The organism is Streptosporangium sp. NPDC006013, from assembly GCF_040614275.1.
In the GTDB taxonomy this organism is placed as follows: Bacteria; Actinomycetota; Actinomycetes; order Streptosporangiales; family Streptosporangiaceae; genus Streptosporangium.
This window is the reverse complement of record NZ_JBEXUE010000288.1, coordinates 1-13,072: the sequence shown is the minus strand read 5'-3', so window position 1 is coordinate 13,072 and position 13,072 is coordinate 1. Positions and strand designations below refer to the sequence as shown.

Annotated in this window: 14 protein-coding genes; 7 read left to right on the top strand and 7 right to left on the bottom strand. The window is 67.8% G+C overall.

Going from position 1 to position 13,072, the window contains the following annotated elements; genetic code table 11:
• Window positions 1–507 precede the first annotated feature (507 nt).
• The 3 genes from ABZ260_RS33405 to ABZ260_RS33395 all read left to right on the top strand — a co-directional run bounded on the left by ABZ260_RS33405 (window position 508) and on the right by ABZ260_RS33395 (window position 3,704).
• Complete coding sequence (locus tag ABZ260_RS33405) at window positions 508–2,814, top strand: tetratricopeptide repeat protein (RefSeq protein ID WP_355625731.1); 2,307 nt, start codon at window positions 508–510, stop codon at window positions 2,812–2,814.
• A 267-nt stretch (window positions 2,815–3,081) separates the two neighbouring features.
• Window positions 3,082–3,306, top strand: coding sequence for a type II toxin-antitoxin system VapB family antitoxin (locus ABZ260_RS33400; protein ID WP_355625729.1), 225 nt, complete (start codon window positions 3,082–3,084; stop codon window positions 3,304–3,306).
• Window positions 3,303–3,704 (top strand): PIN domain nuclease, encoded by a 402-nt coding sequence (locus ABZ260_RS33395; protein WP_355625727.1) that lies wholly within the window; start codon window positions 3,303–3,305, stop codon window positions 3,702–3,704. Before ABZ260_RS33400 ends, ABZ260_RS33395 begins: the two co-directional genes overlap by 4 nt.
• Before the next feature lie 308 nt (window positions 3,705–4,012).
• Here ABZ260_RS33395 and ABZ260_RS33390 read toward each other — a convergent pair whose 3' ends face one another.
• Window positions 4,013–4,612 (bottom strand): isoprenylcysteine carboxylmethyltransferase family protein, encoded by a 600-nt coding sequence (locus tag ABZ260_RS33390; protein WP_355625725.1) that lies wholly within the window; start codon window positions 4,610–4,612, stop codon window positions 4,013–4,015.
• 146 nt (window positions 4,613–4,758) lie between these two features.
• Between ABZ260_RS33390 and ABZ260_RS33385 the strand changes: the two genes are divergently transcribed.
• A complete protein-coding gene (locus ABZ260_RS33385; RefSeq protein ID WP_355625723.1) occupies window positions 4,759–4,980 on the top strand; it encodes a hypothetical protein in 222 nt (73 codons plus the stop codon).
• A 13-nt stretch (window positions 4,981–4,993) separates the two neighbouring features.
• On the opposite strand, the gene ABZ260_RS33380 is transcribed toward ABZ260_RS33385, so the two are convergent.
• The 3 genes from ABZ260_RS33380 to ABZ260_RS33370 form a co-directional block, all read right to left on the bottom strand.
• A complete protein-coding gene (locus tag ABZ260_RS33380) occupies window positions 4,994–5,455 on the bottom strand; it encodes a hypothetical protein (RefSeq protein WP_355625721.1) in 462 nt (153 codons plus the stop codon).
• Between the two features lie 267 nt (window positions 5,456–5,722).
• Window positions 5,723–6,112 (bottom strand): hypothetical protein, encoded by a 390-nt coding sequence (locus ABZ260_RS33375; protein ID WP_355625719.1) that lies wholly within the window; start codon window positions 6,110–6,112, stop codon window positions 5,723–5,725.
• A gap of 652 nt (window positions 6,113–6,764) precedes the next feature.
• Complete coding sequence (locus ABZ260_RS33370) at window positions 6,765–7,988, bottom strand: MFS transporter (protein WP_355625717.1); 1,224 nt, start codon at window positions 7,986–7,988, stop codon at window positions 6,765–6,767.
• Window positions 7,989–8,055: 67 nt separating this feature from the next.
• Here ABZ260_RS33370 and ABZ260_RS33365 point away from each other — a divergent pair, with 67 nt between their 5' ends.
• From ABZ260_RS33365 to ABZ260_RS33355, 3 genes are all read left to right on the top strand, one after another.
• Complete coding sequence (locus tag ABZ260_RS33365) at window positions 8,056–8,958, top strand: LysR family transcriptional regulator (protein WP_355625715.1); 903 nt, start codon at window positions 8,056–8,058, stop codon at window positions 8,956–8,958.
• A 122-nt stretch (window positions 8,959–9,080) separates the two neighbouring features.
• Window positions 9,081–9,605 (top strand): hypothetical protein, encoded by a 525-nt coding sequence (locus ABZ260_RS33360; protein ID WP_355625713.1) that lies wholly within the window; start codon window positions 9,081–9,083, stop codon window positions 9,603–9,605.
• Between the two features lie 158 nt (window positions 9,606–9,763).
• The gene (locus ABZ260_RS33355) at window positions 9,764–10,381 is read left to right on the top strand and encodes a signal protein (RefSeq protein WP_355625711.1); all 618 of its coding nucleotides are present in this window, start codon (window positions 9,764–9,766) and stop codon (window positions 10,379–10,381) included.
• 480 nt (window positions 10,382–10,861) lie between these two features.
• Here the strand turns inward: ABZ260_RS33355 and ABZ260_RS33350 are convergent, their stop codons facing one another.
• From ABZ260_RS33350 to ABZ260_RS33340, 3 genes are all read right to left on the bottom strand, one after another.
• A complete protein-coding gene (locus ABZ260_RS33350) occupies window positions 10,862–11,320 on the bottom strand; it encodes a hypothetical protein (RefSeq protein WP_355625709.1) in 459 nt (152 codons plus the stop codon).
• Window positions 11,321–11,540: 220 nt separating this feature from the next.
• The gene (locus tag ABZ260_RS33345; protein WP_355625707.1) at window positions 11,541–11,798 is read right to left on the bottom strand and encodes a CPCC family cysteine-rich protein; all 258 of its coding nucleotides are present in this window, start codon (window positions 11,796–11,798) and stop codon (window positions 11,541–11,543) included.
• Between the two features lie 166 nt (window positions 11,799–11,964).
• Window positions 11,965–12,576, bottom strand: coding sequence for a DUF6461 domain-containing protein (locus tag ABZ260_RS33340; RefSeq protein WP_355625705.1), 612 nt, complete (start codon window positions 12,574–12,576; stop codon window positions 11,965–11,967).
• Window positions 12,577–13,072: the final 496 nt, after the last annotated feature.

The following is a 13,072-nucleotide window of genomic DNA, read 5'->3' as shown; positions in this document are numbered from 1 at the left end:
GCACAGCCCTTCTGCGGGCTGTGCCGGGGGCGGGCCGGGCCACCCGCTCCGGCCGATCACCGGACGTTTGCGATCAGCAGCTCACCGTGCGCTCGTACTGGCCGTAGTGCCCGGCTGTCAGGCGTGACCGCCCGGCCCGATGAACCTGGAGCCGCCTCGTTGGGGTTGTCGATCACGGCGTTCTCGTGACATGTCGTCCTGCCGTAGCCCACGTCGCCGCGCCGGGGGCCGTATCGGACGGTCACCCCGCACGCCTCGCCGCCGGCCGACCGCCATGCCGATCGCGACGACCACGCCCGTCATGCGATCGTCAGCGCTGCCCCCGCGGCGAGCGCCGTCTTCGCGTGCGGAACTTCAACTTCCCTCCAGTGGTAGGACCGGTGAGGTCCCTCCAGCGAACCAACCGCGGCGGTCCGGCGGCAGGCGCTCGACCGGCAGTTAACCGGCGGTTAGGCTGCGAACGCCACGAACGTGATCGAATACCGTGGACCGGCGGGAAGGGGATCGATGTTCGGCAGCGTGCTGCGTGACTTCCGGATTCGGGCACTGCTCACGCAGGAGGAGCTGGCCGCCCTGTCCGGCATCAGCGAGCGACAGATCCGCGCGATCGAGTCCGGCCGCGTCGCGGTGCCCCGGTCCAGCACCGTCCGGGTGCTCGCCGACACGCTGAAGCTGTCCCCGGCGGACCGGGCCGCCTTTCAGCTCGCCGCGCAGCCGGACGCCGGACACCCACCGGCGCCCGCGCAGTTACCCGCCGACGTCGACGGATTCACCGGTCGCGCCGAGGCGCTGCGCGCGCTCGACGCGGCCACAGCCGCGGTGGTCACCATCTCCGGGCCCGCCGGAGTGGGCAAGACCTCACTCGCCGTGCACTGGTCTCACCTGGTCGCGCCGAGTTTCCCGGACGGCCGGCTGTACGTGGACCTGCGCGGCTTTTCCCAGCACACCACGGTCGATCCGGCCGAGGTGGTCCGCGGATTTCTGGACGCCCTCGGGGTGCCGCCCGACCGCGTCCCGCCCGGCTTCGCGGCGCAGGTGGCGCTCTACCGCAGCCGGTCCGCCGACCGCCACCTGCTGGTCGTGCTCGACAACGCCCGCGACGCCGACCAGGTCCGGCCGCTGCTGCCGGCCGGCCCGGCCGCCCGCACGGTCGTCACCAGCCGCCGGCAGCTCACCGCCCTGATCGCCGAGACCGGCGCCGCCGCGCTGACGCTGGACATCCCGGACATCGAGGAGGCGGTCGAGCTGCTCAGCCACCGGCTCGGCATCGGCGCCCCGCAGAAGACCGACTCGAACACCCGGTCACCCGCAGCCGAGACCGGGCCGCACCGTTCCCGGTCCGCGGCGGACACCGGTCGGCGCCCGGGGCCTGAGGTCGCGGACGGTTACGCCGTGGCCGCGATCGCGGCCGCGTGCGGACGGCTCCCGTTGGCGTTGGCGCTGGTCGGCGCGCGGGCGCGGCTGACCGGTTTCCAGCCCGAGGCGATCGCCGCAGAGCTGCGCCACCCAGGGGGCCGGCTCGCGGCACTCGAGATCGACGCCGTGTTCTCCTGGTCCTACGATGCGCTGAGCCAGGACGTCGCACGGCTGTTCCGGCTACTCGGGCTCGCCTCGGGTGCCGACATCTCGGTGGCCGCCGCGGCCGCGCTGGCCGGCCGGGCACTGCCCGATGTCCGGCGGACGCTGGCCGAACTGACCCACGCCAGCCTGATCACCGAGCATGCGCCCGGCCGCTACCGGATGCACGACCTGCTGCACGCCTACGCCGGCGAGCGCGCCCGGGCCGAGGAGTCCGAGGCCGTGCGGCAGGCGGCGCTGACCCGGCTGCTCGACCACTACACGCACACCGCGTACCACGCGGAGCTGGTGCTGAATCCGGTGCGCGCGCCCATCCCGATGACCCTCGGCGCGCCCGCGGACGGGGCCGAGCCGAAACGCGTGTTCGACCTCCCGGCCGCCCTGGCATGGCTGAAGACCGAGCAGGCGGTGCTGCTGACCGCGCTGCGGCAGGCCGAGGAGGAGGGCATGCACCGGCACGCGTGGCAGCTGAGCTGGGCGCTGGACACATTCCTGAACGACCAGCGGCGCTGGCACGACGAAGGGGCGGCGTGGGCGGTGGCGCTGCGCGCGGCGACCGCCATGACCGACCGCCCGGCGGCGGCGCACGCGCACCGCTTCCTGAGCGCGGTGAACGGCCGGCTCGACCGGTTCGACGACGCGCACGCCCACATGCGGCAGGCGCTCGAGCTGAGCCTCACCGCCGGAGACCGGGCGGGCGAGGCGGAAAACCGCTTCGTGCTGTCCTACGTGTACTGGCTGCAAGGCGACAGCGAGCGTGCGCTCGACCAGGCCGAGCAGGCGTTGTCGCTCTTCACCGAGTTCGACGACCCGCTCTGGGCGGGCAAGGCCAGCCTCGCGGTGGGCTGGTACCACTCCGAGCTCGGCGCCTACCAACAGGCGCTGCAGTTCCAGCTGCGAGCGCTGGAGCTACAGCAACGGGCGGGTAACCGGGCCAACGAGGTGGTCACCCTGGACACGCTGGGCCTGCTCTACCAGCGGCTGGGCGACCCGGAGACCGCGATCCGGCACTACGGGCGTGGCCTCCGGCTGGCCGGCACGATGGACAGCCCCGAATTACGGGCCCAGCTGCTCGGGCACCTCGGTGACGCGAGCGAGGCCACCGGGGACCAGCAGACGGCCCGCGAGCGCTGGCTGGAGGCGTACGAGATCTTCCGCGATCTCGGCCACCCTCAGGCCGGTGACCTGCGCCGCAAACTCCAGTCGCCCGGCTCCCGGGCCGCAACCTGGAAGTAACGGAATGCCGACGGTGCCCCATCCACAAAGGCCTGCCGGCCGGGGCGGCGTGCCGCATCCGCCATCTCCACGCCGACGAGCGGCTCGGCCCCGGTAATCCCCGGCCTGTGCCTGTCAGCATCACGTTGGCCACCCCCGGCAACCGACAACCCCGACCTCATGGCAAGAACCTGATCCTCGTCTTCGCGCGTTCAGGTTGCGAACAGCATCTCTGGATCAACGCCGCTGATATACTAATCTCAATTCGTATATATAGGTGGGAGCATCATGACCAAGACACTGATCGACCTCGATGACGAGGCCCTGGCCGAGGCCGCGAAGTTGCTCGGCACCTCGTCCAAGAAAGACACGGTCAACGCCGCCCTGCGAGAGATCGTTGATCGACGCAGGCGGGCAGCGGCCGTGGCTCGCATGCGGGAGATGGTGGCTGAGGGTGAGATCGACTTCTCAGCCATCGATAAGGGTGACAGCGCACACCAGGCCGTGGCGTGACAGAGCTCTACCTCATAGATACCAGCGCCTTGGTCCGCTTCTACCGCGGCCAAGTCGGGACAGAGTGGGACCAGACGGTCTCTGCCGGGCTCGTCGGCATCTGTGAGCCTGTTAGGCAGGAGTATCTCCGAGCTGTTGGCGGCCGACCAGCCTTCTACGAAGCCGGCAATCTGCTCCAGGAGACCTTTCCGTACTACGTCATCGCCGAATCGGCCTGGGACGAGACGAGCGAGTTGCAACGCGATCTCGCTGACAAGGGGTGGCACCAGAGCGCCTCCCCGGTCGATCTCCTCATGGCGGTGACGGCTCGGCATCACAAGCTCACCGTGCTGCATGCCGACGCCGACTTCGACACCATCTCCCGCCTGACCGGGCAGCCGTCGCGCTGGATCAGTTGACAATCTTCAGGGTTCTCGGGCACGTCCTGTTCTGGCTGAGGCGGACCGGCCCGGGGAGAGCGCACGCTTTATATGACGTCACCTACCACGCGGGCGCCTTTCTTGGCACCCGCGCGACAGGTCGACAACGGCACGGCGGCCTGAACCGGGAAAGGGATGGAACCACCGTGCCCGCTCAGGAGCGGCCGGTCCCGGCGAGCGCCCAGCGTTGAGTGATCGCGGTCATCCTCGTCAGGGGCATCGTCTGATCGACCTCGTTGCGTGGAATGGTGTGCCGGATCTCACGCCGTCGGCGGCGGGGGGCGAGGTTACTTGAGGCGGCCGATGCCAGGCACGAACCGGCCAACGGCTGCGGCGTAGAGCAAGTAGTCCTCGCCGTGCACGCGGCGCAGGTAGGGCTCCTCCACCCGGCGGACCAGCAACTGGTTGGCGATCACGACGGCGACCAGCCCGGCCAGGCCGACCACGGTGGGCGCCATGAGGGTCAATCCGGTGCACGTGACCAGCACAGCGGTCAGGATCGGGTTGCGGACCAACCGGAAGGGCCCCGAGGTGACCAGCGTGGTCTGCTCGTCGGGGTCGACACCGGCCCGCCAGGAATCACCCATCACCAGCTGGGCGGCGAAGGTGGCGACCATCCCCAGGACCGCCAGCACCAGGCCGCCGACCTCGACCAGCGAACTCTCCACCACAGGCCCCAGTCCCACCAGGGCGGCGACCGGAGAGACCACGCCCAGGGCCAGAGCACCCATCGCGGCCAGCCCGTCGATCCGCCGTTGCACCGGATCACGCCGGGCTGCCGCACGCCTGTCACCGGTGTCACCGGTGCGACGTACCTGAACCCACGTGCGCACACCACCCACGAGCACCAGGAACGTGATGAACAGGATCAAAGCAGTGATCGCCATGGCAGCCGGCCTCCTCCTGTGCCTCCGTGAAGCCCTTCTCGACAGGTACATCGATGCCCGAGATCATCACGATGTGAGCTGGGTGACACGATTCTCCCGGCATCCCACGTCACCCGCCAGACGCCAACCGGTCCACACCAGCAGCCATGAGCACCGCGATCGTCGAACGCTTCATGAGCGGGTTCTACCTCGCGGTGCTGACGTCGCTGACTCCAATGACGTTGGACACGGAGATCGTCCCGTCTGCCGTCGCTCACCTCGGAGGGGCGACCTTGGCCTTGAGTTCTCCACCGCCTGCCGCCTTTGAACCGTGGACGGTGGTCGAAATGTGCTCGCGGGTGAGGACGCTGCTGTCACTCCAGCCGTAGCCCCCGCTCGATGTCAACACCAGCCCCCGCCGCCGGTCATGGAAGAGGTCACGTCTACGTCGTACTCCTCGCCTTCCTCCTTCACGACCCACACGGAGAAGCCAACATCTCTACCACCAACGGACTTGACGAAGCAGCTCACCCCTTCACGCCCCTCCCCCGGCGGGGGTTTCCAGCCATCCATGATCGCGGCGTCTCGATAGAAGGACAGCACATCGGCTACCGGGCCTGAAGAGCGATAGGACTGCAAGACGTTCACTAGCCGGCCATCACCGTAGCAACCGGAGCTGCGTCCCCCCTGGGGCGTCGCGGTCGCCGGATGAGCATCGAGAATGCTGAGCGTGGCCAAGGAAGCGGCGAGCCGGTCATCCTCAGCGGTACACCCATCGGGAAGCATCAGGAAAGCGACAAGAGCCACTAAAGCAGCAGCGCCCCCCACGCAGACGACAAGCACCGCAATCGTCGAGCGCTTCATGGTCGGGAGCCTAGGTCCCTGCTTACTCACCGAACAAGCTTTTCTGTGGCTGTGCACCCGGGGCACCTGCTTCTCTGACCTGGTGACTCAAGTGCTTGATTTGGTTGCGCGGTTCGCTGACAGCGGTCGGCTCGGCCCGTTGCGCGGCTCAGAGAATGAACGCCGCCCGGCCGACTCTGCCTGGCGGCGCGCCCCACCCCGCAGACGGTGCCCACGCCAGGGCTGGGCGATCTCGGCAAGCTGGCAGAGTCCGTACGACGTGCGGACTCAGGCGTTCTTCCGCCAGACGAGGACAGCGGCGACGGCCAGCAACACGATCGCCGCTACGTCGATCCGCGCCACGCGCATCGTCGCGCTGTTGAGACCCGACGTGGAGTACGCGAGCAGCAGGAACGATCCCATGCTGATCGCCCCGGCCGTGACGGCGGGGATACGCAGCGACGAGATGAACGCCGCGCAGATCAGGGAGAGCCCGACGAGCCCCAGCAGGACGGCCCGGTGGCGCAGGAGCACCGTCAGGTCGGCGGAGTGAGCGCCGTCGACCGACACTCCGTACGCCGTCGTAATCCGGGACGGCGCGAACGCGACGAAGCCGGGGAGGAGGTTCACCGCCCCGGCGAGGAGAAGCAGAGCGGTCGCGGCGCGGTCAAGCCACATGTCAGTCCTTGTATGGGGGAAGAGGGCGATCGAAGTGCTGGCCAGCATGCCCGCATGCAACCAGCACCGCTTTCAGAAACGTGTCGTCATCGGGCTGCGCTGTGGTTGTGGCCCAGTCAGGCGCTGTACGTCGACCTGTCCATGTCGACGTTCCTCCGGCTCTTTCGAGCCCAGACGGGACGGATCGCCACCCTGCCGGAAACATGGCCGGATCTGAGCACGGCGGCCGTGGAGGCGGGCTTCGCTGGCCCCTCCCACTTCAGCAGCGCCTTCCACGCGATGTCTGGTCCCCGGCCCAGCCGGCAACGAGCCGACGACCACATCTGCTCACCGCGTACGCGTACACCCGGGGCTGGCCGCATCAAATAACGTGGCGAAATCCTCATCGTTCAGCGACTCTTCACCAGGTAATGGTCGAAGCCGGGCCTGTCTTACGGCAGCAGCACGGCTCCGGGGAATGGTGGAAGCCCGCGGCCATCAGGACAGCGGGCGCGCCGCCGTGGTCTGGGGTACTCCGTCCGGCCACAGCATGTCAGCGGGGCTGAGGCGAGCGCGATGCGGCCAGCAGGAAGATCGGTGATGTGGCCGGCACTACCGATCCGGTCGATACGGCCCTCCTCCTGCTTCGGCACCCCGATCAGGCGCGATCCTTTCATGAACCGGTCGTCCTGCTCCTGCCCGAGCCGCCGGCGGCGGCCGCGCTGACCACGGCGAGCGCCGCTCCCACCCACATCACCGCGGAAATCGACACGCTGTCCACGATCCGGCCGCCGGCGAACGAGCCGAGCGCGATGGAGATGTTGAAGGCACCGACGAAGAGCGCCGTGCCCATTTCGCCGCCGCCCGACCGCATGATCCAGAGCTGCAGGGTCACCCCCACGCCGCCGTAGCCCAGGCCCCACACCACGAGCAGGATCAGGGGCAGGCCGACCAGGGGCAGCGCCGCCATGGAGAGTGCCATCAGCACGGCCAGCGTGACCAGGACCGGCTTGGGGTTCCTGGCCGCCCATGCGCCTGCCGCGAAGTTGCCGGCCACGCCCGCGGCGCCGTACAGGAGGAGGGCGGTGCTGACGAGGGCGGGACCGGCGTGCGAGACCTGCTCCAGGAACGGCCGGACGTAGGTGTAGGCCGCGAAGTGGCCGGACACGATCAGGACGGTCAGGACGAGGACGACCCTGAGCGGGCCGGAGAGCCCCGTGAGCCGTCCCTCCGACGCGCGGGCCGGGGCCTCGCGGGGCAACGGCTCGGACGCGCGGGCTCGGGGTTCGCCGGGCAGGGGCGGCAGGGTGGTGGCCAGCAGCGCGAGTAGGGCCAGGGCCAGCACCCCCATGGCGATGAACGCGGTCCGCCACCCCGCGAACGACGAGATGAACGTCGCCACGGGCACCCCCAGTACCGACGCCACCGACACCCCGGCCAAGATGATTGACGTGGCCCGCCCGACGGACCCTTCGGGCACCAGTCGCAGGCCGAGTCCGGCCGCGAAGGCCCAGAACCCGCCGATGCTCACCCCGGTCAGCACCCGGGCGGCCAGCATGACGGGGTAGTTCGGCGCGAACGCGCCCGCCAGGTTGGCCACCGCCAGCAGCGCCATCAGCCCCAGCAGCGTGATGCGCCGGTCGAGCCGTCGGGTGGTGATCGCCAGCACGGGCGCGGAGACGGCGGCGACCAGTCCGGGCGCCGACATCATCAGCCCGGCCGTCCCGTCGGAGACGCCGAGGGTGGCGGCGATCGAGGTCAGTAGGCCAACGGGCAGCATCTCGCTGGTCACGATGGTGAAGGTGCCCACCGCGACCGAGGACACGGCGAGCCAGCGCGCCCGGGGGTCGGTGGAAACATCGGTCATGGTCATGCCGGCCAGCTTTCTGCCTGCCACCAGCGGGAACAATGGCGAAGGTCGAAGGCTTGGTTTAGGTGGACTAAGCGATCGGATGGAGCTGGGGATGGAGTTCAGGGAGCTGGAGTGCTTCGTCGTACTCAGCGAAGAGCTGCACTTCGCGCGTACGGCCGAGCGCCTCTACCTGTCACCCGGCAGGGTGAGTCAGCTCATGCGCTCGCTGGAGACCAGGCTCGGCGGCCGGCTCTTCCACCGGACCAGCAGGCGCGTGCGTCTCACGCCCCTGGGCGAACGCTTCCTGGCCGACCTACGCCCCTCCTACGACGGCCTCGCGAACGCGGTCAGCCGGGCCAAGGCGGCCGCCCGCGAGGTGACAGGCGTGATCAGGATCGGCTTCCTGGCCACGCCCACGGATGTCGTCACCGGCAGCGTGCGTGCCTTCGAGCGCTGGTACCCGGGGTGCGAGGCGGAGCTGGTGGAGATCCCGCTCTCCGACCCCTTCGGCAAGTTGCGGGCCGGGCAGGTGGACATCACGTTCACGCTGCTCCCGGTGGACGAGCCCGATCTGGCGACGGGTGCAGGACTGAACCGGGTCTCGTACCAGCTCGGTGTCTCCTCGCACCACCCGTTGGCCGCCCGTGCGAGCATCGGCGTGGAGGAGCTGGCCGGCGTATCCCTGATCGGCCTGGACGGCCCGGCTCCGCGCACGTGGCGCGAGCGTGTGGCACCGTCCGCAACCCCTTCCGGCCGTCCCATTCCCCTGGCCGGTACGGTGGCCACCAGCCAGGAGGGACTGACCCAGGTGGCGCTCAACCGGGGCGGCATGTTGCTCTGCACCCCCACGGCGGCTCACCACGGACGCCCGGATGTCAGCTTCGTCCCCGTCACGGGGTTGCCTCCCTCGATCCTCGGCCTGGCTTGGGTGAAGGCGGCGGAGACGGCGGCGATCCGGGCGTTCAACGAGACGGCCGTCGGGCACGCGCTCGGGGTACTGACCTTGAAAGGCTGAGGTCACGTTCGGCACGGGCCGGTCATGGCTCTCGATTTCCCTGGCTGTACGCCGGAGATATGAGATATCCAGGCAGCGGAGGACTGTCGGCTCGGGCGCGGCTGCAACGTGATGGGCGCGTGATGGACCCCTACGAGCGTCGGTGCCGTCTCCTGATGTGTGCCCACCCCCCGCGCTTCCGCGAGTCCCGTGGCGAAGAGCTCCTGTCCACCCTCCTTGACCTGCAAGAGCCCGGCCAGATAAGACTCAGTCTGCGCGAATCCTTCGACGTCATCTGCGGCGGCCTTGCCGTACGCCTGCGGGACCGGCCACCCCTCTGGCGCTGGCTTCTCTACCGAACCCTCTTCGTGCGACTGCCGCCGAAGTACCGCATGTGGGCCCGCGACGACATTCACCGGCGCTTCTACATCTTCCGCCGCTACTACGGCCCGCTGGGGACGATCGCCTACGCCGCGGGGCTGGTCATCGTCATCTTCTTCGACGAGGAACCCTTCAGGGCCTTGGGAATAACGCTGGGCCTCGGCCTCGGGTACCTCATGCGGAGTATCGGTGCCCAGAAAGTCCGGAGGAGGGAGCTTGCGAGGTACGGCTTTGGCCCCGATGGCTCTCCCATCCGTCCTCGGCCAGACGAGGAACACTCTCGGTAACGGCGCTCGGCAAGGCCCGACGGAGAAAGGCCGCGGCAGCCGATCACTCCGGCACCGTACAGCGGCACCGAAGTCAGCGATCGTCACGACCCCTGTCGTCGCCGACATCTTCTGATCTGTATGGAAGGGCAGATGCTCGTCGGGTCTATGATTCCCGAATGTCTCTTAGATCCGCTTTACCGCTTCTGCTGGCTGTTGGTCTCCTTGCCGGCTGTGGGGTGGCTCAAGAGAGCAACGTGGCCAGAATTGCCTCTCCGAAATCGGCCGCCTCGGCGGTAGAGACGATCCAGGGACGCTGGTGGACCTGGGCGGCCTCGGAAGGCGAGAGCACGAACCCTGTGACGGACACGACCGGGGAGTTCTGCGACCGGAACCAGCCAGAGGATGTGTGGTTCCTCGCCGGAACCTTCGGCGGCACCTTGCAGCGGACGTGCAGGGTTCCCGCGGGGCGGCCGATGGTGTTCCCACTGGTGAATCGGGTCTGCTCCGAGGCGGTGTGCAAGGAGTTCATGGCCACCGCCGAAGGCAGAGCCACCCTTGACGGTAAGCCGGTCACGCCTGAACGGATGGAAGACGACAACGTTGCCGTGACCGGTGTGGCGGGCAACCCTCTGACAGGCGAGGAGGGAACGGCCACATCCTACGCTTGCGGCATCTGGGTGCGTCTCCAGCCGCTGCAGCCCGGCCGTCACACACTGACCGTTCGTGGATCCTCCGGCGACTTCCGCACAGGCGTTGATTACACACTCATCGTCGAGGCCGAGCAGCAAGCATGAGTGCACCCTGAGATTTCGATGAGTGGTCGGTGAGGCCCAGCGGCTACCGCTCCGCCTACAACTGGGGCAATGTGGCCCGCAACAGGGATGATTATCCGCTTTTCGAGCGGACCAATCGCCCTGTTCGGATGCCGGATGTCGTGGTCAGAGGGTGGTGGACGGTAGCCGAAGTGAGTTCGCGTGTGGGGACGTTGCTGTCAGGGTTGCTGTCGCCACTCTTTCTGGGGGCCTGACGGCTGTCCACTACTCTCACCTGAGTTGATCTGTTTTCGGGGGCGAAGACGGAGAGGGCGCCATGACTCGGGTACCGGAGGCGGGGACGCGACCCCCCGCAACGGCGGCGCTGCTCCTGGCGGCCCGATCCCCCCTGCCCCGGCGACGGTACGGGATCATCCTGTGGGCGGGCGCAGTCGGCGCGGCGGCGTGGGCGGCGATGTTCCACCGCTTCACGGTCACATACGACAGGTTCCTCGTAGCCAGCTACGTCATCGTCGAGGTTCCGGAGTCACCCTGGGACGGCCTCGCCTGGTGGTCCTGTGACGCCGACAGGATCGGCCTGCCGGTCGTTCTCGTCGCATCGGCGGCGGCCGCGACAGCCGCCGCTTCCACCCGATGGGGACGGTCGGCCGGCACCGCGGCCGCGGCGGCGCTTCTCCTCTTCCCGCTACTCGACGTCGCGACGTACACCAGCCAGTACAGCGGCGACTTCCAAACACCTTTCGCCGATTCGGTGCGATGGCACCTGCTTCTCACATCCGTCCTCGTCGCATCAGCCACGTGGAGTCCCCGGATGCGGATCTCTTGGGCCGGGACCGTCCACCTAGCTCGAAGCCTGATCCGTGGACAGTCGAAGAACACGATCCCCGGACGGACGAAGAATCTCGCCGTCGCAGTCGTGATCGCTGCCGCCACCGCCTGGCTGATCGTTTCGTCCTTCACGCCGACACGGTAGGAGCACAACGACACAGGTCCCCGGCCCGGAGCAGCATCTACCCCCAGAGCACTTCATACGAGTAAAGGCACGATCGTCCAGGACCGTCCACGGCTGCCTTCCGGACCTGGTGGAGCGGGCTTTACAGGGCTCCTCAGTCCATGATCGTCCAGGTCCGTCCAGGCCTGTTGTTAGCACCTGCGTTAGCAAGATCACTTGATCGGATACTCATATGGGGGGATCACGAACCGCCCCGATGTCCTGTCGGCGGCTCGCACCGAACTCGGCGAAGTTGCGCCGCCCCTGTGTGAGGCTCAGCTCGTAGTTGGGACCACCTCGCACCGCGTCGGCGTCATGGTCGTCCTGGCCGTCGTCCTCCCAGAAGCACACCGGGCAGATCTCGTACATGCCCCGCTCCTCAAGCGTGAGGAACCCACAGCACGGACACGGATAAGGCTCGTTGCCCTTCGGTCGGTGGATGTTCATAAACACCACTTGCCTAAGGTAACGCCCTCGTCGACCGACCCGAAGTGTCGGTAACTGATCACCTCATTACGAGTTAGGGGCAAGAGCTACTCTGGCGCTCCTTCACGCAGCCGAGGCGGTAGATCTGGGCTGTTACCGTATGGTTACGTCAGGCTCATTGCTGTAACTAGTCACGGATCAAGTATCGGGTATGCATGGCGTCCAGTAGCTCCCTATCGAGTTCTCGCCCAGTGATCCGACCCGCGATGACAAATGCCGAAGCGATGCTCTCCGTATCGGTGATGGGATCTTCCGGATTCTCGCACTCCGGGTCCGTCGGATCCTCACATCCGAAACGCAGGCCATGTGCGTAGGGCTCCAGCTCAGCAGGGACGTCCCCCGCCGTGAGGGGCATATTCGCCACAATCCGCCCATCGACCATGTAGGTGAGCCGCTCGGCACCGCCGCTGTGCCAACCGATGTTCAGGGCCCGCCCTCCGTCTCGCGACAACGCCTGCAAGGCGTCATCGTGCCAAGCATGAATCATGTACGGCTGCAAGACGTGAACCCAGGCGCCAACCTGCTTGACCAAAATGACTCCGTCCCACATGCCGTGAGACTCGTTCAGTCCGCGAGTGTAGTTCTTGAAGCTGCACGGGGTAGCGGAGTCCAGATCGGCGTCAAGGCGTCGAGCGGTCTCTTCGACGCTCAGCCCCTGACACCAGGCCGCGACGAAACCGTTGGCGCTGGATTCCCAATAGGAGACCAGAAGGTCATAGATGCGTTCCCGAGGGTCCACGTCGTCTCCTTAACCATGAGCGATAAGCGGTGCGGACTCGCACGTTACTCGCTCTTCTTGGTCACCTCGCAGGCCCTCGATCCATCGTGGAGCGGAGGGCGGCAACGCGTGCCAGGGGCGGCGAGTGCGTTCGGTGCGGCAGGTGCTCGGTGTGGCGGGCGTTCCGGAAGATAGTGAAAGACGCCGGGCTGCCCGCGAAGGACTGGACGCCTCGGGAGATGCGGCACAGCTTCGTCTCGCTGCTGTTCGCCTCCGGCGTCTTGGGGTGATGCTTTACAGGCAGCCTCACGCCTCATCCCATTCACCCCGCACCCGAACAGGGACCAGCGAAGCGAACCGATCGACCGGGAATCGACGTCTATGAACTGTGAAGCTTTCCACTTCGATCGGTCTCGGCCTCACGGCGGCCGGGGTGTGCGTGGCGGCCGTGCTCTTCTCGGGAGCGGTCGGCGAGTCATCGCCCGTACCGGCCACCTGCCCGCACCGCTGGGGTGGC